Annotated in this window: 26 protein-coding genes and 1 pseudogene; 9 read left to right on the forward strand and 18 right to left on the reverse strand. The window is 74.2% G+C overall.

Annotated features, from left to right (window positions below):
* The first annotated feature begins 26 nt into the window (after positions 1-26).
* Positions 27-521, forward strand: a complete 495-nt coding sequence (locus tag BTM25_RS00470) for an FBP domain-containing protein (protein ID WP_103560783.1) — start codon at positions 27-29, stop codon at positions 519-521.
* A 4-nt stretch (positions 522-525) separates the two neighbouring features.
* Here BTM25_RS00470 and BTM25_RS00475 read toward each other — a convergent pair whose 3' ends face one another.
* Both BTM25_RS00475 and BTM25_RS00480 read right to left on the reverse strand, forming a co-directional pair.
* The gene (locus BTM25_RS00475; RefSeq protein WP_103560784.1) at positions 526-1,620 is read right to left on the reverse strand and encodes an ABC-2 transporter permease; all 1,095 of its coding nucleotides are present in this window, start codon (positions 1,618-1,620) and stop codon (positions 526-528) included.
* Positions 1,617-2,450 carry an ABC transporter ATP-binding protein gene (locus BTM25_RS00480; RefSeq protein ID WP_103560785.1) on the reverse strand — a complete coding sequence of 278 codons (834 nt, stop codon included), beginning with the start codon at positions 2,448-2,450 and terminating at the stop codon, positions 1,617-1,619. The genes BTM25_RS00475 and BTM25_RS00480 overlap by 4 nt, the downstream gene beginning before the upstream one ends.
* A gap of 116 nt (positions 2,451-2,566) precedes the next feature.
* Between BTM25_RS00480 and BTM25_RS00485 the strand changes: the two genes are divergently transcribed.
* Positions 2,567-2,902, forward strand: a complete 336-nt coding sequence (locus BTM25_RS00485) for a hypothetical protein (protein WP_146058906.1) — start codon at positions 2,567-2,569, stop codon at positions 2,900-2,902.
* Here BTM25_RS00485 and BTM25_RS00490 read toward each other — a convergent pair.
* The 7 genes from BTM25_RS00490 to BTM25_RS00520 all read right to left on the reverse strand — a co-directional run bounded on the left by BTM25_RS00490 (position 2,825) and on the right by BTM25_RS00520 (position 8,289).
* Complete coding sequence (locus BTM25_RS00490) at positions 2,825-3,787, reverse strand: asparaginase (RefSeq protein ID WP_103560787.1); 963 nt, start codon at positions 3,785-3,787, stop codon at positions 2,825-2,827. The two genes, BTM25_RS00485 and BTM25_RS00490, sit on opposite strands and share 78 nt — an antisense overlap.
* A gap of 24 nt (positions 3,788-3,811) precedes the next feature.
* Positions 3,812-5,215, reverse strand: coding sequence for a tetratricopeptide repeat protein (locus BTM25_RS00495; protein WP_103560788.1), 1,404 nt, complete (start codon positions 5,213-5,215; stop codon positions 3,812-3,814).
* A 58-nt stretch (positions 5,216-5,273) separates the two neighbouring features.
* Positions 5,274-5,534 carry a hypothetical protein gene (locus tag BTM25_RS00500; RefSeq protein ID WP_103560789.1) on the reverse strand — a complete coding sequence of 87 codons (261 nt, stop codon included), beginning with the start codon at positions 5,532-5,534 and terminating at the stop codon, positions 5,274-5,276.
* Positions 5,535-5,576: 42 nt separating this feature from the next.
* Entirely contained in the window at positions 5,577-6,023 is a 447-nt protein-coding gene (locus BTM25_RS00505) for a hypothetical protein (protein ID WP_103560790.1), read from the reverse strand.
* A gap of 60 nt (positions 6,024-6,083) precedes the next feature.
* The gene (gene ygfZ / locus BTM25_RS00510) at positions 6,084-7,067 is read right to left on the reverse strand and encodes a CAF17-like 4Fe-4S cluster assembly/insertion protein YgfZ (RefSeq protein WP_103560791.1); all 984 of its coding nucleotides are present in this window, start codon (positions 7,065-7,067) and stop codon (positions 6,084-6,086) included.
* A gap of 18 nt (positions 7,068-7,085) precedes the next feature.
* Positions 7,086-7,499 (reverse strand): Fur family transcriptional regulator, encoded by a 414-nt coding sequence (locus BTM25_RS00515; protein WP_103560792.1) that lies wholly within the window; start codon positions 7,497-7,499, stop codon positions 7,086-7,088.
* Positions 7,500-7,761: 262 nt separating this feature from the next.
* Complete coding sequence (locus BTM25_RS00520) at positions 7,762-8,289, reverse strand: winged helix-turn-helix transcriptional regulator (RefSeq protein ID WP_103560793.1); 528 nt, start codon at positions 8,287-8,289, stop codon at positions 7,762-7,764.
* 87 nt (positions 8,290-8,376) lie between these two features.
* Here BTM25_RS00520 and BTM25_RS00525 point away from each other — a divergent pair, with 87 nt between their 5' ends.
* Positions 8,377-9,024: a dihydrofolate reductase family protein gene (locus BTM25_RS00525; RefSeq protein WP_103560794.1), complete on the forward strand. Its 648-nt coding sequence runs from the start codon at positions 8,377-8,379 to the stop codon at positions 9,022-9,024.
* Here the strand turns inward: BTM25_RS00525 and BTM25_RS00530 are convergent.
* A complete protein-coding gene (locus BTM25_RS00530) occupies positions 9,008-9,508 on the reverse strand; it encodes an FABP family protein (RefSeq protein ID WP_103560795.1) in 501 nt (166 codons plus the stop codon). The genes BTM25_RS00525 and BTM25_RS00530 overlap by 17 nt on opposite strands.
* A 215-nt stretch (positions 9,509-9,723) precedes the next feature.
* Between BTM25_RS00530 and BTM25_RS00535 the strand changes: the two genes are divergently transcribed.
* The gene (locus BTM25_RS00535; protein WP_103560796.1) at positions 9,724-10,086 is read left to right on the forward strand and encodes a DsrE family protein; all 363 of its coding nucleotides are present in this window, start codon (positions 9,724-9,726) and stop codon (positions 10,084-10,086) included.
* Here the strand turns inward: BTM25_RS00535 and BTM25_RS00540 are convergent.
* Entirely contained in the window at positions 10,080-10,961 is an 882-nt protein-coding gene (locus BTM25_RS00540; protein ID WP_103560797.1) for a sterol desaturase family protein, read from the reverse strand. The genes BTM25_RS00535 and BTM25_RS00540 overlap by 7 nt on opposite strands.
* A 55-nt stretch (positions 10,962-11,016) precedes the next feature.
* On the opposite strand from BTM25_RS00540, the gene BTM25_RS00545 reads away from it, so the two are divergent.
* Positions 11,017-11,961, forward strand: coding sequence for an AraC family transcriptional regulator (locus BTM25_RS00545; protein WP_168211957.1), 945 nt, complete (start codon positions 11,017-11,019; stop codon positions 11,959-11,961).
* Here the strand turns inward: BTM25_RS00545 and BTM25_RS00550 are convergent.
* The 3 genes from BTM25_RS00550 to BTM25_RS00560 form a co-directional block, all read right to left on the reverse strand.
* On the reverse strand, positions 11,945-12,403 hold the full coding sequence (locus BTM25_RS00550; protein WP_103560799.1) for a hypothetical protein: 459 nt from the start codon (positions 12,401-12,403) through the stop codon (positions 11,945-11,947). The genes BTM25_RS00545 and BTM25_RS00550 overlap by 17 nt on opposite strands.
* Positions 12,404-12,467: 64 nt before the next feature.
* Complete coding sequence (locus BTM25_RS00555) at positions 12,468-13,382, reverse strand: SDR family oxidoreductase (protein WP_103562652.1); 915 nt, start codon at positions 13,380-13,382, stop codon at positions 12,468-12,470.
* Between the two features lie 42 nt (positions 13,383-13,424).
* Positions 13,425-14,231: a class I SAM-dependent methyltransferase gene (locus tag BTM25_RS00560; protein ID WP_103560800.1), complete on the reverse strand. Its 807-nt coding sequence runs from the start codon at positions 14,229-14,231 to the stop codon at positions 13,425-13,427.
* 50 nt (positions 14,232-14,281) lie between these two features.
* On the opposite strand from BTM25_RS00560, the gene BTM25_RS00565 reads away from it, so the two are divergent.
* Positions 14,282-14,848, forward strand: coding sequence for a TetR/AcrR family transcriptional regulator (locus BTM25_RS00565; RefSeq protein WP_103560801.1), 567 nt, complete (start codon positions 14,282-14,284; stop codon positions 14,846-14,848).
* Positions 14,849-14,851: 3 nt separating this feature from the next.
* On the opposite strand, the gene BTM25_RS00570 is transcribed toward BTM25_RS00565, so the two are convergent.
* Positions 14,852-15,574, reverse strand: a complete 723-nt coding sequence (locus BTM25_RS00570; RefSeq protein WP_103560802.1) for a type 1 glutamine amidotransferase — start codon at positions 15,572-15,574, stop codon at positions 14,852-14,854.
* Positions 15,564-16,814: a Mur ligase family protein gene (locus tag BTM25_RS00575; protein ID WP_103560803.1), complete on the reverse strand. Its 1,251-nt coding sequence runs from the start codon at positions 16,812-16,814 to the stop codon at positions 15,564-15,566. Before BTM25_RS00575 ends, BTM25_RS00570 begins: the two co-directional genes overlap by 11 nt.
* A gap of 421 nt (positions 16,815-17,235) precedes the next feature.
* On the opposite strand from BTM25_RS00575, the gene BTM25_RS00580 reads away from it, so the two are divergent.
* Together BTM25_RS00580 and BTM25_RS00585 are read left to right on the forward strand one after the other, a co-directional pair.
* Positions 17,236-19,107, forward strand: a complete 1,872-nt coding sequence (locus BTM25_RS00580) for a hypothetical protein (protein WP_103560804.1) — start codon at positions 17,236-17,238, stop codon at positions 19,105-19,107.
* 80 nt (positions 19,108-19,187) lie between these two features.
* Complete coding sequence (locus tag BTM25_RS00585; protein ID WP_146058907.1) at positions 19,188-20,435, forward strand: hypothetical protein; 1,248 nt, start codon at positions 19,188-19,190, stop codon at positions 20,433-20,435.
* Here BTM25_RS00585 and BTM25_RS00590 read toward each other — a convergent pair.
* Entirely contained in the window at positions 20,432-21,043 is a 612-nt protein-coding gene (locus tag BTM25_RS00590; protein ID WP_103560806.1) for a dihydrofolate reductase family protein, read from the reverse strand. The two genes, BTM25_RS00585 and BTM25_RS00590, sit on opposite strands and share 4 nt — an antisense overlap.
* A gap of 73 nt (positions 21,044-21,116) precedes the next feature.
* Positions 21,117-23,939 (reverse strand): ATP-binding protein, encoded by a 2,823-nt coding sequence (locus BTM25_RS00595; protein ID WP_235827964.1) that lies wholly within the window; start codon positions 23,937-23,939, stop codon positions 21,117-21,119.
* Positions 23,940-24,180: 241 nt separating this feature from the next.
* On the opposite strand from BTM25_RS00595, the pseudogene BTM25_RS30845 reads away from it, so the two are divergent.
* Positions 24,181-24,330 (forward strand): annotated as a pseudogene (locus BTM25_RS30845) (DUF4913 domain-containing protein); the annotation flags it as partial.
* Positions 24,331-24,435 lie beyond the last annotated feature (105 nt).

The following is a 24,435-nucleotide window of genomic DNA, read 5'->3' on the forward strand; positions in this document are numbered from 1 at the left end:
CATTTAGGCAACATACGCTGCGACGCATGAGACCCGTCACCGAGCGCGACATCCGCACGTCCTTCGTCAACTGCACGCGCGGCGAGGCCAAGCGGCTGGCCGTCCCGCGTGACCTGGCCGAACGCCCCTGGGACGACCTGGACTTCCTCGGCTGGCGCGACCCCGCCGCCCCGCAGCGCGCCTACATCGTCACCGAGCACAACGACGGGTTCACGGCGGTCGCGCTGCGGCTGGCGTCCCCGCACGCCACGCATCTGCGGCGCAGCATGTGCTCGCTGTGCCTGACCACGCACTCGGGCGGCGGCGTCGCGCTGATGACCGCCCGCCGGGCCGGGGAGCGCGGCCAGCAGGGCAACACGGTCGGCTCCTATCTCTGCTCCGATCTGGCCTGCTCCCTCTATGTGCGCCGCAAGAAAAGCGTGGGCGCGGGCGGCCGGCTCCAGGAGACGCTGACGCTGGAGGAGCAGATCGCCCGCACCACGGCGAACCTGGAAGGGTTCCTCGCCAAGGTGACCGGGTGAGGGGTCAGGACAGCCGGCGGCGGACCGTCCAGAAGCAGAACCCGGCGAGCCCGGCGGCGAGCACCGCGAAGATCCCCGTCTCGGCCCACTGGAACGCCCAGTAGCGGCTCGACGGCTGGTAGACGAGCCGCTGCCGGTAGCCGAGCCGGTTGATCTCGGCGAGGCAGGCGGAGATCGGCGACTCCCCGGCCGGCGGCCGTCCCGCCTGGCCGGGGGCGCCGCCGGGCGGCGCGCTCTGCTCCGGCGCGCACGGCCCGGACGTCGTGGAGACCTTGATCGTCCCGTTGGTCGGGCGCCCCGCCGCGTCCACGAGCCGGTTCTCCAGCACCCACGCGTTCGGGTCACCGGGCGCTTGGGACTGCACGGTCATCTGGACCGGCTCGCCGTTGTGCCCGACGAAGAAGTCGTCCAGGTTCGCCGTGCCGATCGTCTGGGACGCCCGGACCGGCGCGGCGAAGTGCGGCCGGACGAGCAGCGGCATCGCGAGCTGGACGACCGCGAAGACCGCCAGCGTGACGGCCATCGCGGGCAGCGTGCGGCGGACGACCGTCCCGACCGCGACGCCGAGCAGGAACGCGAACGCCGCGTAGGCGACCGGGACGAGCCCGCGCGCGTCGAACAGCAGCGGCCCCATCCGGGGGAAGCTCGGGGTGTTGCGCGCCGCGCTCGCGTCCAGCGGCCCGGCCCACCAGGTGACGGCGAGGCTGCCGATCCCGGCGGCGGCCGTCGCGCCGAGCCCGACGAGCCCGAGCTTGACGGTCAGCCACCGCGTCCGGGTGACGCTCTGGTTCCAGACGAGGCGGTGCGTGCCGGTCTCCAGCTCGCGGGTGATCAGCGGCGCGCCCCAGAACAGGCCGAGCAGCGCGGGCAGCAGCAGCACGACGACCGTGACGCCGAAGAACGCCGCCATGTGCGCGTGGTAGAAGTCCTGGTAGAAGTTGCCGCATCCGCCCGGACGGCGTTTGCACGCGACGACACCTGCGGCGTAGTCGTCGGCCATGCCGGGCCCGGTGAGCGCGAGGACGGCGGCGAGCGCGGCCAGCAGCGCGGCGGCCGTCGCGGCGGACGCCCGGAACTGCCGCCAGGTCAGCCAGATCATCGTTCCTCCGACATGTAGGCGAGGACGAGATCCTCCAGGCCGACCTCGGTGACCGTCCAGGCCGGGTCGGGCACGGGGTCGTCGGCGCGGGCGATGTAGCTGCTCTGCCGCTCGGCGTGGACGGCGCCGACGGCGTGCCAGCCCGGCGGCGGCGCGCCGGGCGGCCCGGTGAGGCGGCGGTGCGCGGCGAGCAGCGCGTCGGTCTCCCCCGCGAGCCGGACCCGCGAGCCGACGAGGACGACCAGGTAGTCGCACGCGCGCTCGACGTCCGACACCAGGTGGGACGACAGCACCACGCTGATCCCCTGCTCGGCGGCGGCCTCCATCAGGCCCTGGACGAACGCGCGGCGGGCGAGCGGGTCGAGCGCGGCGACGGGCTCGTCCAGGAACAGCAGCTCGGGCCGCTTGGCGAGGCCGAGCGTCAGCGCGAGCTGGGCGCGCTGGCCGCCCGACAGCCGCCCGGCCCGGCGCGCGGGGTCCAGGCCGACGCGGGCGACGCGCTCGCGGGCGTAGGCGTCGTCCCAGCGCGGGTTGAGGCGGGCGCCGAGCCGCAGGTGCTCGGCGACGGTCAGCCCGGCGTACGTCGGAGTGTCCTGGGCGACGAACCCGACGCGCGCCAGCCGCCCGGGGCCGCCGCCGAGCACGGTGACGCGTCCCGCGCTCGGGGTCGCCTGCCCGCTCGCGAGGCTGAGCAGCGTCGTCTTCCCCGCGCCGTTGGGGCCGACCAGGCCGACGACGTGCCCGGACGGGACGTCCAGCGTGCAGTCGGTCAGCGCCCAGCGTTTCCCGTACCTCTTGCCGAGCCCTTCGGCTCGCAGGACAGCGGTCATGGCCACATCCTCTATTTATCTAGGGTCGTAGCACTATAGGGTTATGGCTCGACCCGCTGTCAATGGTTTGAGCCCGTCCGCTCCGGTTACGGCAAGAGGCGGAGGAGGTGGAACCGATGAACGCAGCACTCATGGCCGCGACGCACGCCCAAGGCTGGCGCCTCGGGCTCAACACCCTCTTCTGGATCGGGCCGGTCGTCATGTTCCTGGCCCTGGCCGGCTGGCTGGCCCTGACGGCGTTCGGCGCGGTCCGGACCCGTCACGTCTCGCCCGGATGCGAGCCCGCGCCCGAGCGCGGACCCGTCAAGGGCGGCTTCCAGAAGTCATCGCACGGGATGTTCTCGCACAGCTACGCGCCGGACCAGATCCCGGTGTCACCCGAGGAAGAGGCCCGGAGCGACCCGGACCGCTCCCACCGGTACGGCACCACCGTGAAGCAGCGGCGCGGCTAGCTCCGCGAGATCGTCGGCCCCGACGGCCCCGAGGGCGCGCAGCAGCGCGACCGTCACCGGCGTCCGGGCGCGCATGGCGCCGTCGTCGATCTTGACGGCGCCCGCCCGGCCGTCGGCGCACGCGAACGCGTCCACGCCCTCGGCGCCGCACTTCACGAGCAGCCCGGGGACCGCCCGCATCAGGGTGTTCTCCTCGCGGCGCGTGCCGGACGTCCACTGCGGATGGGCGCGCATCGCGTCGGCGACGCGGCGTTCGGGCGTCCCCGGTTCGGCCAGGACGAGCCGCCGGAACGCCCGCGCGACGCCCGTCACCGACACCGCGAGCAGCGGCGCGCCGCAGCCGTCCACGCCGGTCGCGGCGGGCTTCTCGCCCGTCAGCTCGGCGACGGCCGCCCGCACCGCGAGCTGGAGCGGATGGTCCGGCTCCAGATAGGTCGCGGTGGGCCAGCCCGCCGCGACGCACGCGGCGAGCATCCCGGCGTGCTTGCCGGAGCAGTTCATGCGCAGCGCGGACCGCGTCCCGCCGTCCCGGACGACCTGCCGCTCCACCGCCGGGTCCAGCGGCCACGACGCGGGGCATTGCAGATCGCCGGCGCCCAGCCGGGCGCCCGCCAGGATCCGTTCGACGCCCGCGACGTGGAAGTCCTCGCCCGAATGGCTTCCGGCGGCGAGGGCCAGCAGCTCGCCGTCCAGGTCCAGGCCCGAGCGCAGCATGGCGACGGCCTGCATCGGCTTGTTCGCCGAGCGCGGGAACACCGGCTCGGCGGGGTCCCCGGCGGACGCGGCGACGGTCCCGTCCGCGCCGAGCCCGACCGCGCTCCCCCGGTGCCGCGACTCCACGAACCCGGACCGCTCGACCTCGACCAGGACCGGATTGACGCTCATGGCGCCAATATAGGCAGCCGCGTCTCACCCGGCTCCGACGGCCCCCCGCAGGTCGGCGGCGCGGGCGCGGGCCAGCGCGGCGGCGCCCCGCTCGCCGAGGCCGTCGGCGACGGCGGCGTGCTTGAGCCAGTTGAACGGGCTGCACGGACGGACGTTCACCCGCTCGCTCGTCAGCACCCGCGCGTGCCCGAACCGTCCGCCGCGCAGCGCGGCCTCCAGCAGCGTCTTCTGGACGACGTCGCGCTGCGCGTGGCTGCCGCCGAACTCGTGGAGGCGGTGGCGGACCGGCCAGAGCAGATCGACGGTCCGCTCGTGGTCGCCGCGCCCGTAGGCGATGAGCGCGCGGCACACCGGGAGCCCGACGCGCGCCGTCATCTCCTGGTTCGTGGCGCCGAGGTCGTGTTCGAGGTAGGCGACGCGGTTCGCGACGAGCGCGTCCGCCGCCGCGAACCGGCCCGCGCCGACGAACGCCATCACCGCGTGCATGTCGTTGAACGCCGAGCACGGCTCGGCGGCCAGCGGCTCCCACGCGTCGGCGAGCGCGCCCCACCGTCCGTCCTGGCCGTCGCCCTCCAGCAGCAGCCGCCACAGCAGCGCGGACGCGTCGAGCAGGTCCATCGGCATCCCGGCGGCGTCCGGGCCGTGCAGGACGGCGTCGTAGATCTCCAGCGCCCGCGCCGCGTCGCCCGCCTCCAGCGCGTAGAGGGCGTAGTGCCACCAGGTGTGGACGTTGAAGAACGTCCCGGTGGACCAGTCGGCGAGCCGCGCGTCCAGATAGCCGAGCCCGGTGCGGAACCGTCCCTGCATCTCGTAGGTGTGCGCGACGGCGTGGATCGCCCACACGTCCTTCGGGTTCAGCTCGACCGCACGCAGGCCCACGTCCTCGGAGCGGTCGTAGTGGCCGGCCTCCTCCAGCCCGAACGCGAACATGCCGAGCAGGTGGCCGCGGTGCCGGTCGTCGTCGTGCCAGGCCGACAGAGCGCCGCCGACGCGGTCGCGCAGCGCGCGGGCGTCGCCGGTCAGGTAGTCGATCTGGTGCCCGGCGATGAGCGCGAGGACGTCGCGCGGATGCTCCTCGGTGATCCGGGCGAGCAGCGCGCCGCACGCCCGCAGGTCGCCGCCGAGCAGCGCCTCGACGGCCGCGACGTGCGCGCGTTCGCGCGGCAGCAGCCCGGGGCCGTCCAGCGTCGCGCGGAACGCGGCGTACCGGTCGCGGGCCGCGCGCGTCTCCGCCGCGTCGGTGGTGAGCACCCCCAGGTAGGCCGCGAGGACGTGCCCGAGCACGAACCCCGGGTCCGCCGCCAGCGCGGCCTTCGCCTCGGCGTCCACCGCCGCGCGGAAGTGCAGCAGCTCGTGGAGCGCCCGGTCGTAGTGGCGGACGGCCTCGTCCGTCCCCCGCAGTTCCAGTCCGTGTTCGTCGCGCCGCATCATCGCCTCCCGGTCTCGCTCCCGACTGTCTCGCGGCCGGGGGCCGCCGCGCCACCCGTCAGGCGAAGCGCAGCGCCGCGACGGTGACCGGGCCGAACGCGTCCAGCTTCGTCTTGCGCGGCACGACGACGGCCGGCGCGCCCGCGCACGCCTCGTCGGTGAAGAGGTGCACGTCGCGCTCGTGCGACCGGTTGACCGCCGACGCGGTGACGAACGGCGCGGACAGCGGCACGCACCCGTCCTGCTCGGGCACCAGCAGTTCCTCGCCGCCGAGGTCCGGCGCGGAGTGCAGGTACAGGTAGTCGGTCCGGTGACCCATGACTCTCCTCATCGAGACGTTTGCGGAGCGTCATCGTACGGGTCAGCGGACGAGCCCGTAGACCGTACCGGCGAGGATGACCACCGTGCCCGCCGCCGCCGACAGCAGCACGATCAGGTCGGCCTGCGCCAGCCGCGCCCGGACGATCCACGGGCCCGGCTCGGCCGGACGGCGTCCCGCCAGCCGCCACAGCGCCTCGTTCTTCAACCTTTGGTGCTCGCCCCGGCACGCGAACAGCCGTCCCCGGACGGGCTCGCGGCACGAGAACCCCTGCCGCGTCATCACCCGGCACACCGCCGGGACGAACAGGAACTCGTACCCGCACCACAGCAGCACGCCGAACAGCGCGAGCCGCCAGGACGCCGTCCAGACGGCCGCGACCGCGACGGCCGCGAAGACCGTCCACCACACCGCGACGGGCTCCCGCCTGCGGCGGCGCCGGCGGCCGGGCCGGGCGCGGCCGGCGGGCGGCTCGTTGTCGGAGTCCACGGCCGGCCTTCCTCTCCCGGGGCGCGCTGTGCCCCGGGATCTGCCCGGACTCGGCCCGGTTTACGCCCGGCGCGCGGGCTGGCGGCGCAGCGCGATCTCGGCGTTGGCGCCGGTGTCGGGCGGCACGACGACCTCCTGCGCGGCGGCGACGCCCCCGGCGAGCAGGTCGGCGTCCACCGGGACGTTCCGCTTGACCAGCGCGAGCGCGACCGGGCCGAGTTCGCGGTGCCGCGCGGCCGAGCCGACGAACCCGACCGTCCGGCCGCCGGGGATCTCGACCGGGTCGCCGTGTGCGGGCAGCCGGTCGACGCTGCCGTCCAGGTGCAGGAACGTCAGGCGGCGCGGCGGACGGCCGAGGTTCTCCACCCGCGCGACCGTCTCCTGGCCCCGGTAGCAGCCCTTGTGCAGGTGGACGGCCGTCTCGATCCAGCCCATCTCGTGCGGGATCGCGCGTTCGTCGGTGTCGCGCCCGAACCGGGGGACGTGCGCCTCGATCCGCAGCGCCTCGTACGCCCACAGCCCCGCCGGACGCAGGTCGGACGAGCCGAGCGCGGCGCGCGGGATCAGCGTCGTGGTGAGCCCCGCGACGTCCGGGAACGCGACGCCCTCGAACGTCGCGGGCCCGGTCACGGCGGCGTACTCGGCGGTGACGTCGGCGACCTCGACGCGGAGCATGAACCGCATCCGGTCCAGGAAGGCGACGAGCGCGGGCGCGGTGCCCGGCTCGACGTGCGCGAGGACGGCCTCCCCGTCGTCCACCAGGTGCAGGTGGTGCTCGATGCGCCCGTTGGCGTCCAGCAGGAGCGCCTGCGTCGGCTCGTGCGGGGCGAGCGCGTCGAGGCGCTGGCTGAGCAGGCTGTGCAGCCACGACAGCCGGTCCGGCCCGGACACCCGCACGACCCCGCGGTTGCTCCGGTCCACGAACCCGGCGCCGGTTTCGAGCGCCCGCTGTTCCTGCGCCGGTTCGCCGTAGTGCGCGGCGACGTCCTGGTCGGGCGCGTCGGCGGCGACGGCCCCGTGCAGATCGAGCAGCGGACTCCTCATGGCCACCAGACTATGCGCTCACTCCCGGCAGTCGCGGCACTCGCCGTAGACCGTGAGGTGATGCACGTCGGTGACGAATCCGAACCGCTCGGCGAGCTGCGCGGCCAGCCCGGACGCGGCGGACGGGTCGGCGTCCTCGGCCCGTCCGCAGCCCCGGCAGACGAGGTGGATGTGCTCGGCCTCGGTCGCCAGGTGGTAGTTCGGCGGGCCGTGCCCGAGGTGCGCGTGCTTGACGAGCCCGAGTTCCTCCAGCAGCTCCAGCGTCCGGTAGACGGTGGAGATGTTCACGCCCTGCGCGGTGCGCCGCACCTGCGCGCAGATCTCCTCGGGGGTCGCGTGCTCAAGGGCGGCGACGGCCTCCAGGACGAGCTGCCGCTGGGGCGTGATCCGGTATCCCTTGGCCCGCAGCTCCTCCTGCCACGTGTCCGCCATGCGCCGAGTGTATGTCGCCGAAAACACGCTTGCCTCGTCTCGCGCGCGTCGCATAACGTGCTGCCACGCAGGAAAGGAGGTGGTCCTAGGTATGAGTGACAGTAGGGCTTGCGAGGTGGCTGTCCGCTAGTCGCCGTCACGCCTCGGACCCACCGCTCTTGCAGGCGAGCTAGCCGCCTGTCGGGGCACGGGGACCGGTCGTGGACGCGACCGGCGAATTCCAGGCAGGCACCGGGCCTCCGAACCAGATGAGCCAGTCCTCTCATCGCCCCCGCACCCGCGGGGAAGGTTCGGAGGCTTTTTCCTTTTCCGCGACCGCCCGTTCGTAGGCGGCGCGCAGCAGCTCCGACGCCCTCGGACGGCCCGTGTCCGGGCGCGGGATCCCGAGGTGCAGTTCGCGCAGCTCGTCCATCAGGTCGTTCCACAGCTCCGGCCCGCCGTCCTCCAGCAGTTGCGCCCGGACGCCCAGTTCGTAGGACGTCGGCCGGTGCGCCAGGCCCCAGGTGCCGAGCGCCGCCATGACCGGGACGGTGCGGATGCCCGCCTCGGTGAGGCTGTAGGTCCCGCGCCGTCCGCGCCCTGCGTCCTCGTGGGTGAGCAGCCCGCCCGCCACCAGCGCCTTCAGCCGGCTGCTGAGGATGTTGGACGCGATCCCCTCGTCGTTCCTGGCGAGCAGCTCGCGGAAGTGCCGGCGGTTCCCGAAGATCACGTCGCGCAGGACGATCAGGCTCCACCGGTCGCCCAGCGCCTCCACCGCCGCGTTGATCGCGCATCCCGACCGCGGTTCCATGCTCGCCTCCAGGTGATTGCATTTCGCAAGCACCTAGTCTACGCTCCTCTTAGCGGTTGCGAAACGCAATCACCCTAGGAGGAAACGATGTCCCGAGTCCGCGTCCACAACTTCGGCGTCTCGCTCGACGGCTTCGCCACCGGCGAGGGCCAGACCATGGAATCCCCGTTCGGCCACGCCGACGGACGGCTCATGAAGTGGTTCTTCGGCACGCGGACGCTCCGCGCGATGCAGGGCGAGTCCGACGGCAGCCACGGCGTGGACGAGGCGTTCGCCAGCCAGTTCGGCCCGGGAATCGGCGCCGAGATCATGGGCCGCAACAAGTTCGGCCCGCAGCGCGGCCCGTGGGAGGACCACGACTGGAACGGCTGGTGGGGCGACAACCCGCCGTTCCACACGCCCGTGTTCGTCCTCACGCACCACCCGCGGCCGTCCGTCGAGATGGAAGGCGGAACGACGTTCCACTTCGTCGACGCGCCGATCGAGGACGTCCTGAAGCAGGCGCGCGAGGCCGCCGGCGGGCTGGACGTGCGCATCGGCGGCGGGCCGAGCACCGTCCGCGCCTACCTCGCGGCCGACCTCATCGACCACCTGCACGTCGTCATCTCGCCGATCATCCTCGGCCGGGGCGTGCGGCTGTGGGACGGGCTCGAAGGGCTGGAGGAGCGCTTCGACATCGAGTCCGTGACGAGCCCGTCCGGCGTCACGCACATGACCTTCACCCGGCGTACTTGAGCTGCGCCGACAGGTGCACCTGGAGCGGCTGACCCATCGCCGCCATCTCGTACACCCAGCCGAGATCGCGCGCGCCGTCCTTCTCCGGCAGGAGCCCGTACATCCGGGTCCCGGCCGTGACCTCCTTCGCCGAGGCGGTGCGCGCGACGACGTCGGTCTGCAGTTCGACGCGGTGGAACGCCACGTTCCCGACGTAGATCTCCACGATGCCGGTCGGGTGCGCCAGCGTCACCTCGACCTCGTTGTTCGGCCGGGGCCGCCAGTACCCGGTCTCGCGGCCGAGCGGACGGCCGAGCGAACCGTCCTCCTCGATGAGCCACGTCCTGCTCTCGTAGATCAGGAACGGCTTGCCGTTGTGGCCGAACGTGACCTCCTGGCCGAACCGGAACTCCTCGATGGTCGGATAGTCGCCGACCCCGGCGCCCTTCCAGGTGCCGAGCAGGAATTCCAGCGGTTTCAGATCGGGATGAAGATCAGGCTCCATGGCGCCCGAGCGTACCGGGACGCCGCGCGCCCCGCGTCCGGTCGACGTACGGCCCGCGTCCGGCTAGCGCAGCCGGTTCAGCCGGACGACCAGCAGCGTCAGCGCCGCCGCGACGAGCCCGCACGCCAGCACGAGGATGATCGCGTTCGCCATGCCCACCCGCCGACCCTACCGCCCGCCGGGCGGGCGCACCGGGCGGGTCTAGAGTGCCCGGCATGGCCAAGTCTCTGGTGATCAAGGTGACCGCGGGCGCGGACGGCGCCGAGCGGTGCAACCAGGCGTTCACCGTCGCGGCGGCGGCGGTCGCGAGCGGCGTGCCGGTGTCGCTGTGGCTGACCGGCGAGTCCGCCTGGTTCGCGCTGCCCGGCCGCGCCGCCGACCTCGACCTGCCGCACGCCGCGCCGCTGCCCGACCTGCTCGCGGCCGTCCTCGCGGGCGGCCGGGTGACGCTCTGCACGCAGTGCGCGGCGCGGCGCGACATCGGCCCCGGCGACGTCATCGACGGCGTCCGGATCGCGGGCGCCCCCACGTTCGTCGAGGAGATCATGACCGAGGGAACGCAGGCGCTCGTCTACTGAACCGACGCCCGGCGGAACGGCCAGGCCAGCGCGGTGCGGAAGCCGCGCGGGTCGGGGAAGGACGCCGGGTCGTCCAGGCCGAGCGCGTCCGGAACGCGGCGCGGCGTGTGGACGAACGTGCGGAAGACGATGTCCCACACGGCGAGCACCGAGCCGTAGTTGACCCGTTCACCCGCGCCGTGGTGCCAGCGGTGCGTCTCCGCGCCGATCAACACGAAGTTGAGCGGGCCGGTGCGGACGTCGGAGTTCACGTGGCTGATCGTCTGCTGCAGGTTGAGGACGAGCACGGCCAGGAACGCCGCCCCCGGCGTCGCGCCGCTCAGCCGGAAGACGACCAGCGCGATCACGAACCGGGACACCAGCAGGTCGATCGGGTGGAACACCAGGTGCACCAGCACGTACACCTGCGACGGCGAATGGTGCACCCCGTGCGCCCGCCACAGGCGCGGCAGCGTGTGCGCCGCGCGGTGGTAGCCGTACCAGAGCAGGTCGAGCGCGAGCAGCACCACGGCCGCCTGCGCGACGACCGGTAGCGCGGCGACCGGGCCGAACCCGCCGTCCGGCACCAGGCGGACGGCCGCCAGCGCGACGCCGAGCGTGGCGATCTGCTCAGTCACGAAAGACAGCCCGATGAACGGGAGGTCGCGGCGGACGAGACTGTCCCCGGTCATCTGCCAGCGGTCGAGCAGCGGGTTCGTCCGCTCCACCGCGAAGGCGACGGCGACGGTCGTCAGCGCGAGCAGCCCCACCGCCGCGTCCGGCGCGAGCGGCAGCCGGTGCGCGAGCACGGCCCACGCGACGACGCCGGTGACGACGGCGAGGAACGGATAGGTACCGTAGGTCAGGACCGGCCGGGCCGGTGTTCGCAGTTCCATGACGCCACGGTCGCAACGGGCCGGGAGGGCGGGCTTTCCCTTGCGCGCAACGCCTTTGCCTTCGTCCGCACCGCCCGTCGAGCTGCAGCTCCGGGCGTTCGCGGACGCGCACGGCGTCGTCCCCGGGAGCGCCGGCGCCGCCGACTGGCTGACGCCGCTGTGGGCGGCGCTGCGGGCGGCCGGGATCGCGCGGCCGGGGCTGGCGTTCGCCGCGTGGGCCGAGACGGCGATGCTGGGCGGGCTCGTCCCGCCGATCCTCGCCAACAGCCCGGACGTCGCCGCGCTGCTCGCCGGCCTCCAGCGCTTCCATCCGCTGCTCGGCCGCAACGAGCTGGTGGTCGAGCGCGCCGGGGCCGCCGCGACGCTCACCCTCCGGTCGCCGGACGGCGGCGCGGCCGATCCCGACACCGTCGACGCCTGCTTCGGCGTGGTGTGCCATGTGCTCGCGCGGCTGACGGGGGGTGCGGCGCGTCCCGACCGCGTCCGGCTGCGGCGTCCCGAGCCCGCCGACCCCGCCGCGCACCGCGCCGCCTTCGGGCCGGTCGCATTCGGGCAGCCGCGCGACGCCTGCGACCTCGGCGCCGGCGCGCTCGCGGCGCGGATCCGGCAGGCGGACCCGGTCGTCCTGGCGATGCTCGAACCGTACGCCGAGCAGCGGCTCGCGGCGGCGCGGGCGCCCTGGTCGGCGACGGTCGAGTCCGTCATGCGGCGGCTCTCCGACAGCGCGCCGCCGCGCCTGCCGGACGTCGCACGCGCGCTCGCCGTCAGCCCCCGCACGCTCCAGCTCCGGCTGCGCGCCGAGGGCCTGTCCTACGCCTCGCTCGCCGACGCGTTCCGCCGCGACCGCGCGCTGGCCCTGCTCGCGGCGACGACGCTGCCCGTCACCGCGATCGCCGCGCGCCTCGGCTTCGCCACCCCGGCCGCGTTCACCCGCGCCGTCCGCCGCTGGACGGGCGCGACGCCCACCGCCTACCGGGCCGGGGTCACGCGCGGCCGGTGACGAGGATGAATCCCGCGTCGTCCTCGTCGTCGGGGATGATCTGGGCGTCGAACCCCGCCGCGGTCAGGATCCGCGCCAGGGCCGGATGCATGACGGCGTGGACCGCGCTCTCGAACGGGTCGCCGTCGCTGTTCATCCGCCCCCGGAGCGCCCACGAGACGACCACGCCGTCGTCGCGCAGCCAGGTCGCCACGTGGAAGCCGCCGGACCCCTCGCCGGCGGTGTCGTGGCGGTCCAGCCCGGCGGATTCCAGCGTCGCGCCGATCTCCTCGTTCAGGGGCGCCAAGCCCTCCACGCGCCGCAGGAACGACACGACGTGCTCGCGCGGCACCGAGTCGAAGACGCTCGGGGGCCAGCCGGTGCGCTCCTGGAGTTCTTCGATCGTGAGGTCGCCGACGTCGCGGGGCGCGTCGCCGGGCGAGAGCAGGAACGGATCCGTCATGGACGGGACGCTACTCCCCGTCGCGGGACGCTCACCGTGGGAACGCACAAATCCGCTGGGATTCTCAGCGGTAGCCGGTGGTGTCGGCGGGCTTCCCGGCGTCCTGGACCTCGGTGATGTAGCGCCACGCGTCGGGACGGCTGCCGTCCAGATCGGTGAAGCCGTACTCCCGCGCCAGGCCGCCGCTGGACAGCGACCGCCCGTTCCACCGCGCCTTGTCCGGATCGGCGGCCAGGGCGGCGACGGCCCGTCCCGTGAAGCGCGGCGTCTCGGAGATGGCGAAGTGCGGCTCCTTCGCCAGCGCGTCGCGCCAGGTGTCCTCGGTGACGCCGAAGACGTCCAGCATGATCTCCGAGCGCATCCAGCCCGGCGTGAGCGCGACGGCCGTCGCGCCGAGCGGCCCGAGTTCCTTCGCCTGCGCGAACGCCATCCGCAGCACGGACGTCTTGGCGAGGTCGTAGAAGAACGAGACCCGGTAGTTCTCGGCGTTGTACTGCGCGGTGCCGTCCGTCATCTCGACCACCAGCCCGCCCGGATTGCGCAGCAGCAGCGGAAGCGCGTGATGGCTGGTGATGATGTGGGTGTCGACGGCCAGCCGCAGGACGCGCAGCCCCTTGTCGAGGTCGTGCTCCCAGAGCGTGGCGTCCCAACTGAACATCAGCTCGCCGCCCCAGATGTCGTTGACGAGCACGTCCAGCCGTCCCCGCTCGGCGTCGATGCGCTCCACCAGCGCCCGGACCTGCGCGCTCTCCAGATGATCGACCGCGACGGCGATCCCGGTCCCCCCGGCGGCCGTCACCAGCTCGGCGGTCTCCTCGATGGTCTCGGGCCGGTCCATCTCCGACCGCCGGGCGCGCGTGCTGCGTCCCGTCACGTAGACCGTCGCGCCCGCCGCCCCCAACTCGACCGCGATGCCCCGCCCGGCGCCCCGCGTCCCGCCGGCGACGAGCGCCACCTTCCCCTGCAACGATTCCGTCATGCGACCGAGCATGCCGCCGATACCTGACACCCGGCGTCATCTTTACGCGATGCGTGCGGTGACGACGGCGGCGGTGTAGTTCACGGGGAACGTGCCGCCGACGGCGTCGATCGCGGCGCCGACTCCGGCGAGCAGGGCGTCCAGGGTCTCCGACGGCAGGGCGGTGTGGCCGCCGAAGGTGGGCACCTGGTCCAGCCATGCGTCGCGCGTGTACGGGCGCCGCCAGGTGAACCGCCATTCCTCCGGGTCGGAGAAGGCTCCGGTCGCGCGCATCCCGTCGGCGGCCTTGGCGAAGATCGTCGAGTAGGCGGCCAGGCCGGGCATCACGCCGCGCGCGAACGGCGAGTCCGGCAGGACGCGGCCGTAGACGGCGGCGAACGCTTCGGCCAAGGCGGGCGGGGCCTCGAACACGTACCAGAACAGCGCGAGCCGTCCGCCGGGACGCAGGACGCTCGCGGCCTTCGCCGCGCCCGCGACCGTGTCGACCCAGTGCCAGGACTGCCCGGCGACGACGGCGTCGAACGCGCGGCCCGCCGGGTCCCAGTCCTCGAACGTCGCGGTCTCGACGGCCAGGCCGCGCCGCCGGGCGAACGCGGCCATCCGCTCGTCGGGGTCCACGCCGAGCACGCGGCAGCCCGCCGCCGCGAACGCGCGGGACGCGATGCCGGTGCCGCAGCCGACGTCCAGGACGTCCGGGCCGGGGCTCGCCGCGACGACGCGGGCGATCAGCGCGTCCGGGTAGCGCGGCCGGGTCCGGTCGTAGCGCTCGGCCTCCGCGCCGAACGATTCGGCGACGTGGCGGGCGCGGTGCGGCTCGTCCGGCGAGGGGCGCGACGGTAGAGTGGGCATGCGCCCACACTAGTGGGCAAGCGCCCACTTAGCCAGTGAGAGGATTCCCCATGCCCACCGGCGTGGCCCTGCGCGACGCGCGCGAACAGCTTTTCGCCGCCGCCGAGCGCGTCCTGCTCCGGGACGGCCCGAACGCGCTGACCAGCCGCGCCGTCACCGACGAGGCGGGCTGCGCCAAGGGCGTCCTGCACCGGCACTTCGCCGACTTCGACGCGTTCCTGGCCGACCTCGTCCACGACAGCGTCGCGCGCCTGGACGCGCGGACCGCCGTGCTGCTCGCCACGGCCGGGACGGGCACCGTCGCCGGCAATCTCACGGCCGCGCTGGTGGACGTGTTCGACGCGGTGGCCGTCGCGATGGTCGGCCTCATCACCTTCCGGGACGAGCTGCGCGCCCGCCTCCGCCGCACCTGGCCCACCGGCGTCCCGCTGCTCACCGAGGCCATGGCCATGGTCCGCGCGTACCTGGCGGCCGAACGCGACCGGCTGCCCGACGGCGCCGACGTCGACACGCTCGCGCTGACCGTCGTCGGCACCGCGCACCTGCTGTTCGCCGACCGCGAGCGCGCTCCGGACTCCGAAGCCGTCCGCGCGGTCGTCGCGGCGATCGTCGGCTGACGGTCAGCGGGGCGTCAGAACCGCGTTCAGGCGTTCTTCGCGCAGCCGCTCGGACCAGGACGGCTGGAGCGGCGGCAGTTCCATGCCGACCGCCCACGTCAGCAGCAGGTCCGCGAGGGCCGGGTTGCGGACGAGCGCCGGGCCGTGCATGTACGTCCCGAGCGTGTGGCCCGCGTAGGCGCCCTCGAAGCCCTGGCCGTCGCCGTTCCCGACGCCCGACACGACCTTGGCGAGCGGTCGCGCGTCCGGCCCGATCGTCGTCGCGCCCTGGTGGTTCTCGAAGCCGGTGATGCGCGGGACGTTCAGCTCGGCCGCGACGTCCCCGACGACCTCGCCGACCGCGCGCTGCGCCCCGCGCCCGCTGCGGATGTCGAGGATGCCGAGGCCCGGCAGCGGCTGGCCCTCCTCGCCGCCGAACTCGTGCCCGATGATCTGGTAGCCCGCGCACACCGCGAAGATCACCGCGTTGCGCCGCGCCGCGCCGGTCAGGCCGCCGTCCGCGCGGAGCCGCTGCGCCGCGAGGATCTGCGGACGGTCCTCGCCGCCGCCGAGCAGGTAGATGTCGCCGTCGTCGGGCACGGGCTCGTCGGACCGCAGGTGGACGGTCTCGGTCGGGATGTCGCGCAGCGCCGCCCGGCGCTCCAGGACGATCGTGTTGCCCTGGTCCCCGTAGGTGCTCAGCAGGTCCGGGTAGATCCAGACGATCTTGATGCGGTCAGACGACACGGCCGTACCTCGTTCGGATGTCCTGGAAGGCGGTGTAGTTGGCGATCACGTCGAGCTGCCCCGGCGGCACCGCGAGGACCGCCTGCTCGATGTCGTCCACGACGGTGAACTGCACGTCGGCGGCCTCCAGCCGGGCGGCGAGGTCCACGCGGCGCTCGCCGGTCGCCCAGACGGGACGGCCGCGCAGGATGCGGTAGTCGACGTCCCACAGCCAGGACGTGTCGCGTCCGTCCGGGCCCTGCGCGTTGATCGACAGCGCGACCGGGCCGGGCGCGGGCGCGAGGACGTCGAACGCCTCCAGCCAGCCCGCCGGGTTCTTCGACAGCAGCAGCCGCAGCGCGCGGCCCTGGTGCTCGACGGTCGTGTACCGTCCGGCGACCGACTTGACCTGCGCCAGCAGCGGCAGCGCCTGCTCGGGCGGCACGCCGAACTGCGCGACGACGGCCAGCGCGATCGCCGCGTTCGACCGGTTCGCCCGGCCGGGGAGCTGGACGTCCGACAGCGGCACCGCCCGTCCGTCCGGCCCGAGGACGTGGTCGCCGCGCAGCACCCAGTCGGGCTTGGGCCGCCCGAAGTGGCACTCGCGGCAACGCCAGTCGCTGTCCTCCTCAGTGCCCTGCCGGTCCAGCGGGCCGCCGCACTCGGGGCAGCACCACGAGTCCTCGCGCCAGTGCTGCCCGGCCGCGACCCACGTGACGCTCCGGGCCGTCGCCGCGCCCCAGGTGACGAGCGGGTCGTCGCAGTTGGCGATGACATGGCTCTGCGGCGACGCCTCCAGCGCCCGCCGCCACTTCCCGGCCAGCAGCCAGATCTCGGCGGCACGGTCCATCTGGTCCCGGCTGAGGTTCATCAGCGCGACGACGTTCGCGCCGGTCTCCTTCAGCACCATCGGGACGTACTTCTCGTCGCACTCCAGCACGCCGTACCGGGCGTCCGGCGCGGACGCCAGCGCGGACACGTGGCCGGTCGGCATGTTCGCGCCGAACGCGTTGGTGGCGATCTCGCCGAGCGGCGTCATCGCCGACGTGATGAGCCGGGTGGTCGTCGTCTTGCCGTTGGTCGCGCTGACGAGCACGAGCTTGCGGTCCTTGGCCAGCCGGGTGAGCAGCTCCGGGTCCAGGCGCAGCCCGATCCGGCCGCCGATCACCGAACCGTCGCCCTTGCCCGCCAGCCGGGACATCCGCGCGGCCGTCCGGCCGAGCGCGACGGCGAGCTGTGAACGCAGTGGAAGGTCGCTCATGAACTCCGTCTTCTCCGGTGGTGCGTCCGGGCGCGTCCAACTGGCCCGCCCCGCAGATGAGGGAAGCCTAGTCGCCGGGACGCTCGATCGTCGCGGCAGCACGCGGACCGGTCCCGGTACGGACATTTCCCTCTTCTCCGGCCGCCGTCGCGGCCCGGACGGGATAATGCGACCAGCGTCACACCGGACGGAGTAAACCCGCCTCGGCGTTCTTGACCTTCGTCGGCGGCTCGTGATTCGGTGCCAGACCCGGGGGCGGGACGGTCCGCGCCTGCCGCGGTTTCCCGGTGATGCGCCCGAGATGGGGTCCCGCACGTTACTTTGTCGGATGTCCCCATCGGTCGGTGGAGCGGCCCCGCGCCCCGCCGGGACCGGGGCACGCGACGTGGGCGTACCGGCGACCAAGCGAGGTTTCGAGCTGATGCACTGTCCGACGTGCGGGACGAGCACGCCCGGGACGCTCGGGGCGTGCCCGCGCTGCAACACGCCGCTCGCGGGGGCGCCGCTCGGCGCGCCGGTCGGGAACGGGCTCGGCGCGTCCGGCGCGGAGGACGGGGCGGGACTCGGCGAGGGCACCGTCCTCGTCCCGCCGCCGCCGTCCTGGGCGTCGGCTCCCCCCGAACCGCCCGCGCCCCTCGGCGCGCCGTCCGCCTTCGCCAACGGATCGTCCGCGCCGCCGTCGCCGTTCACCGCACCGCCCGGCGGCCCTTCACCGCTGAACGGCCCGCCCGCACCACCCGCCCCGCCGAACAGTTCGTACGCACCACCCACCGCGCCGTCCGCGCCGTCGGATGGGCTTTACGCGCCGCTCGCACCGCCGTCCGCGCCGCCGAACGGTTCGTATGCGCCGCCCGCCGCACCGTCGGCGCCGCACGCCGGACCACCCGCGCCGCACGCCGCTCCTTCCGCGCCGTCGAACGGGCCGTACGCGCCATCGGACGAGCTTTACGCGCCGCTGAACGGGCCTTCCGTGCCGTCGGACGGGCCGTACGCGCCACCGAACGGGTCGCCCGCCGCGCCGTCGAACGGCGCGGGTGTGCCGTTGGACGGGCCGGGCGCGTCGTTCGGTCAGGGGGGCGCGCCGTTCGCCGGGGCGCCCGGCGCTTTCGGCGGGGGGCCGCAGGATCCCGAGTCCACGGCCGCGTGGACGTTCGACCCGGACGCCTTCGACGACGAGGACGACGACGTCACGCGTCACGCGGCCCCGCCGGCCGCGCCTCCGCCGCCCGCTCCCGCGCCGCGTCCCGCGTGGGCCGAGGCGCAGGACGACGCCGGGCCGGCCGAGTCGATCGTGCCGGAGTCGTGGTACGCCAAGCCGCGCCGTCCGTCGCCCGAGGACGAGTCGGACGCGACCCGCGCGCTGCCGCCGAGCCCGGCACCGTCGCCCTGGGCGTCCGGCGCGGACGCGACGCAGGTCGCGCCCGGCCCGCCGCCGCAACCGACGTACGGGCCGCCGAACGAACCGTTCGGGCCGCCGAACGGTCCGGACGAGCCGTACGGGCCGCCGAACGGCCCGGGTGAGCCGTACGGGCCGTCGAACGGCCCTTACGGGCAGCCGAACGCGGCCTTCGGGCAGCCGGGCGCGCCCTACGGACCGCCGAACGATCCCTACGGACAGCCGAATCCGCCTTATGGCGGGGCGAACCCGCCGGGGGGCGGGAAGCGCGGCGGCGCGACGCCGAAGCCGTTGCTCGTCGGCGTCGCCGTGCTGGTCGCGGTCGCCGTCGTGGCGGTCGCGGCCGTCGTGTGGCCGGACGGCGCGAAGGACCCGTCGGGGCCGCACGGCAGGCCGCCGGTGTCCACGTCCAACACGCCGGTCGCGGAGAAGAAGCCGATCTCCGGCCCGACCCGGCAGCAGGCCGCGCAGCTCAACGCGCTGTTGAACACCAGCGGCGAGGCGCGCCGGAACCTGACCGCCGCGCTCGCCGCGAGCGCCTCGTGCAAGACGCTGCCCGCCGCGATCGGCGCCTACCAGCGCGTCGCCGAGCGGCGGCAGGCCCAGCTCCGGCGCACCGACTCCCTCAAGGTCGACCACCTGCCGAACGGCGAGCGGATGCGCGGCTACCTGCGGCAGTCGTTCCAGTCGTCGCTGGAGGTGGACCAGGCGCTGCTGCGCTGGGCGCAGGGCAACCAGCGCAAGTGCAAGGGCAAGCCGCGTCCGAACGCCGCGCACGCGCCCGGACGGGCCGACGCCGAGCGCCGCGCCACGCAGAACAAGCAGCGGTTCGTCGCGCTGTGGAACCCTGTCGCGCGCAAGACCGGGAACTCCACCCGCGCGTGGAACACGGTGTGAGCGCCTGAAGGAAGGGCGCGGGGCGTCCGCGCGGGGTTATGTTGTGGCTCCACAGCGGGCCGTCAGGGTGAGGTGGGGTTATGCGGTGTCCGGTCTGTGGCAGTGACACGACCCCGGCGTTGCCGCGCTGCACGCACTGCGGCGCGCTGCTGGACACGAATCCGAACGCGGGCGGGGACGCGACGGCGCGCGACGAGCCCGTCCGCCCGCCCTGGGCGACCGACCCGCCGGCCGGCCACGAGCCGCCGTCCGCCGCCGGGCCGCGCCCCGGCGGCCACGAACCCGCGCCCGGCGCCTTCGACCCGTCCCCCGGCTACGACGGCGGCTACGGCTCACGGGCGGGCGGCTCCGAACGGTCGCCCGCAGGCCGCTCAGCACCGCCCGGCGGCCACGAACCGCCGCCCGGCGGCTACGGGTCGTCACTCGGCGGCCACGAGTCCGAGCCCGGCGGTTTCCCCCCGTCGGCCGGTGGTCATGCGCCGCCGCCCGGCGGCTCGGGGCCGTCGGCGGGCGGGTTCGATCCAGGGCGCGCGGGTCGGGAGCCGGCGGGCGGTGGGTTCGAGTCGGCGACCGCGCGGGACGACGCGCCGGGCGCCGGGTTCGGGTTGCCGCCCGCCGGTCCGAGGCACGAGACGACGGCGCTGTCGCCCGAGCCGTGGAACGTGCCGGTGCCGCCCCCGCCGCCCGAGGAGCGGACGACCCCGCTCGCCGACGAGCCGTGGAACCACCCGCCGATCTGGCAGCCGCCGCCCCCGCGCCGCCGCAGCCCGGTCCCGTGGATCGCGCTCGCGGCGGGCATCGTGGTGCTGGCGGTGGTCGCGGTGGGGATCGTGCTGTGGCCGTCCGGGCCGAAGGAGCAGAGCGGCGGGACGCCGACCAGCGTGGGCGCGAGCGCGAGCACGATCGCCGAGAGCCCGACCCCGGACGGCGACGTCCACGTCCAGGCGCAGGCCGTGGACGCGCTGCTCACCGAGATGGGCTCCACGCGCCGCGAACTGGGCTCGGCGATCGAGAACGGCTGCACCGCGAGCGATCTGCAGGCCGTCCGAGACGCGCGGCAGAGCCAGCTCGCCAAGGCGCAGTCCCTCGACGTGGGCGCGCTGACGAACGGCGCGGAGATGCGGGACGCCCTGGTCCGTGCGCTCCAGGCGTCGGTGGACTCCAACTCCCGCTACCTCGACCAGGCCCCCGGCTGCCCGACCGACTCCGACCCGGTCATCGCCGCCGCGAACGAGCGCGCGAGCGCCGCGAAACGGGAGTTCCTCGGCTACTGGAACACCGTGGCCCCGGCCGAGAACCTCCCGTCCCGCTCGGAAGGCGACATTTAGTCGGCCGGCAGGCTGGCCTTGGCGGTGTCGTAGTCGCCGGTCGGCGCGGCGTCGTCCCGGCGGTAGACCAGGTGGACGACCCCGGTCGCGAACGTCGCCGACGAGACGAGTTCCAGCGGCAGCGACGTGTCCGCGTCCTCGAACAGCCGCGTGCCCTTGCGCACGGCGATCGGGTGGACGAACAGGTGCAGCTCGTCCAGCAGCCCGGCCTCCAGCAGCACCCGCACGACCGACACCGACCCGCTCATGCCGATGGCGGACGCGGACGGCTCGTTCTTCAGCGCCGTCACGGCCTCGATGAGGTCGCCCCGGAGCTGTTCGGAGTTCCGCCACGTGAACGTCAGGTCCTGCCGCGACACGACGATCTTGCGCGCGTCGCCGAGCTTCTTGGCGAACCCGGCGTCGTCGCCCCCGGCCTGCTCGCGGTCCGGCCACGCCCCGGCGAAGCTGTCGTAGGTCTTGCGGCCGAGCAGGAGCGTGTCGGCCGAGCCGAGCTGGGCGTCGACGGCCTGTCCCATCTCTTCGTTGAAGTACGGGAAGTGCCAGTCCTGCGGGTCCTCGATGACGCCGTCGAGCGAGATGAACAGGCCGGCCGTGATCTTCCGCATCGTGATGCTCCCTCAAGTCGTTAGTGCGCACCGGATGAGACCGGCGGCACGTCCGAAACTCATCGCACCACATTCACGGCAACGTGAACGGAATGCCCCCGGCCGGATCGGCGAACGGTTTGATCAGCCCTTCGGGCCAGCTCAGGACGGGTTCCAGCCAGTTCTCCGCGCGCATGGTCGCGGCGACGTCGGCGATCTGCTCGTCCTCGGGCAGCCCGATCGTGACGACGGCGAGGTCGGCGAAGAAGGCCGTGTTCTCGTCGTCCCCGGCCAGCGCGGTGATCGCCAGCGGACGGTTGCGCGCCAGCTCCGGCGACAGCGGATGCCGGCGCAACGCGCGCAACCGGTGGCCGAGCAGCCCGTCCGGCGGCTGCCGCAGACCCGGGAGCTGGTAGTCCAGCGGCGGGGCGGGGGCGCGCGGATCGGGGTCGCCGCCGCCGTAGGGGAAGATCCGGTCCAGCTCGTGCACCCAGCGGACCTGCGGGATCACCCAGTGCGGGCCGGGCGACGTCCCGGCGAGGTCGCCCGCGCCGCCGAGCAGGCGCTGCGCGACGTCCGCGACGACGCCCGTCAGCTCGGCGGGCGGGTACTGCGTCCGCAGCGCCCAGGACCGGCGCGTCACCGCCCGCTCCACGACCGTCGCGAGCGTGCATTCGCGCAACCGCGCAACGAGCCGTGACCAGGCGCGGACCAGCTCGGGCGGCACCGCGGGCAGCGGACGGTTCGTGACGTGCGCGAGGACGAGCGTCTCCGTCCACACCCGCAGCCACGCCGAGTCCACGCCGCCCGCCAGCAGGTCGGCCTCGCGCAGCTCGTACAGGGTGCAGGCGCGTCCGGACTGGCACTCGCGCCCGCACGCGGCCGACCGCCGGCCGTCCACCGGGGGCGGCGGGCCGGGCAGTTCCTCCTCGCGGCCCTCGCCGAGCGGGATCCGCACGCGCAGCGGACGGTCCATGCCGTCGGCGAACACCGCCGCGACGCCCGGCCGCAGCGACACGACCTCGCGCGACTGGTCGGTGTCCAGGTTCATCGCCGCGCCGACCTGGAACCGGTCGTCGTGCGCGGGCAGCCGGTGGACGACCTTCAGCGCCGTGTTCTTGATGACGTCCGGGACGAGCTTGGTCGGGATCTGCTCCGCCACGATGATCCCCTCGCCGTACGCGCGGATCTCGGCGAGCATCCCGGCGAACAGCTCGACGGCGTGCGAACTCGTCCGCTCCGGGCGGTTGCGCAGCAGCCGGTGCGCCTCCTCGATGACGATCACGTGCCGCAGCGCGGGCGCGCCGTCGCGGGACGCGCCGCGCGACCGCATCCGCAGGTGCTCCACGATGCGGATGATGAGCGTGCCCATGAGGAACGCCTTGTCCTCGTCGTTGGCGACGTCCTCGATCGCCAGCACGATGTTGTCGCGCAGCATGCCGCCGATGTCGGCGGGGTGGCCGCCCTCGAAGAACCGTCCGGCCGAACCGATCCGCAGGCTCCGGAGCCGGACGTCCACGAAGCCTTGGACGTCCGCCATCATCTCCCGCCCGTACCCGACGTCCGTGATGACCTGGAGTGCGGCGTTCTGGAGCTGTTCCAGCGTCGGGACGGTCGGTTCGATCAGCGAGCCGGGCACGCCGCCGCCGGTGACGACGTCCCAGCCGTTGGTCTCGTAGACGCGCTGGAGCGCCTGCGCCATGATCTGCGGGAACGGCTCCTCGGCGTCGAACGCGGCCTGGAACAGCGCCCGGACCATGTCGATGTGCGCCTGCACCGGGTAGCCGGGCTCGGGCGCGAGCGGGTTCACCGACAGCGGCACCGACGCCGGATCGGACGGGTTCACGACCGTCACCGGCCCGCCGAGGTCCGCGATCCGCCCGGCCATCGCCGCGTACTCGGACTTGGCGGGCTCGATCGCCAGCCACGGCACGCCCGCGCGGGTGAGCTGCTCCAGCAGGTGCCGGACGGTCTGGCTCTTGCCCGCGCCCGTCGCGCCCGTGACGAACACGTGCCGGTTGATCGTCGAGCGCGGCACGGTGAACGCGCCGACCCGGCGGTCCTGCGCGTCCAGGATCGCGCCCAGCTCGATGCGCGGCTCGGTGCCGGACGCGAAGTCGTCGGTCTCGGACGTGACGTCGAAGTACCCCGCGTCCAGCACCCGTAGCCCCGGCACCTCGCGGCGCGGCAGCCCGGCGAGGGCCGCGAGCGCGCCCGCCGTCGCGGTGAACGGGAAGCGCAGCTCGTCCGGCGCCTGCGGGCGGCGCGGCGCCGGGGTCGCGGGCGCCCGCAGCGCCTCGGCGAACGACCCCGCGCCGTGCCCGGACCGCAGCCGGTACGGGTGGTGGCCGAGATCCATCGACCCGACCAGGACGGGCGCGATCTGCCCCAGCTCCTGCTCGGTCTCGGCGCCCGCGACGACCTTGACCTGCCACAGCCCGGCCTCGCGGAACGCGTCCAGTTCTGCGAGCCGGTCGTCGGCGCGGGCGACGGCGAGGCGGGACTGCTCGTCCTCGCCGCGCCGCAGCATCCGCAGCTCGTGGTGGAGTTCGCGCATCTCGTCGTCCAGGACGCGCTCGCCGCACGGCTCGGCGACGACGAACCAGCCGAACGGCCGCTCCATCAACGTGACGAGCGTGGACTCGAACAGCCCGGCGCCCTCGGCGAGCACGGGCGCGACGGGCGCGAGCCTGCCGGCGCAGCGCGTCCACACCATGCGGCGCGCCTGCCGCAGCCACTCCTCGCCGACGCGGACGCCGCGGGCACCGCTCGGGAACAGCAGCGCCTGCCGCGCCTCGCCGACCGGCCCGGCGTTGGTGATCAGCTCCAGCGGCGCGCCGCCACCCGCCGACAGCCAGCCGACGACGAACGGCTCGCCGCGCCGCGCGGCCGACAGCGCGGCGGGCAGGACGCTCACGAAGTCGCCCTCCGCCGACGCCGCCCGCCGAGGCGCCGGAATCGCCTGGATCCGGTACCACGGTCCGGTCAGTCCCGGCTCGGCGCGGTTTCCCCATGTCGTGGGCGGCGGATACTCATGTGGAATCCCGGGGGGATGGGTCACGGGACATCCTTACCGCCCCTCGTGACTCCGCGCCAGCGTCCTTGACCACACTCTCCGCACCGGGCCTGTCACCCTGGCAACATCAGCCCCGTCAGGCCTGTGGGAGACCTGGGAATACTTCCGTTATGAAGGCGCGCTCGGCATGTCGACCTGGCTGCTGCATCACGCCGATCCGCACCTCGCCGTCCTGCTGAGCAAGGACAACGGCCCGTTCTCCTCCTGCAACCCGACCGGCACGTCGCGCTGCCGCCGCTCCCGCATGAGCCGGCCCCCGACGGCATGTGGACGGCCGCCGCTTTCAGCGACTCCAGACGTCCGACACATACCGCTCGCGCTCGCCAGGCCCATGACC

The organism is Actinomadura rubteroloni (assembly GCF_002911665.1).
GTDB classification, from domain to species: domain Bacteria; phylum Actinomycetota; class Actinomycetes; order Streptosporangiales; family Streptosporangiaceae; genus Spirillospora; species Spirillospora rubteroloni.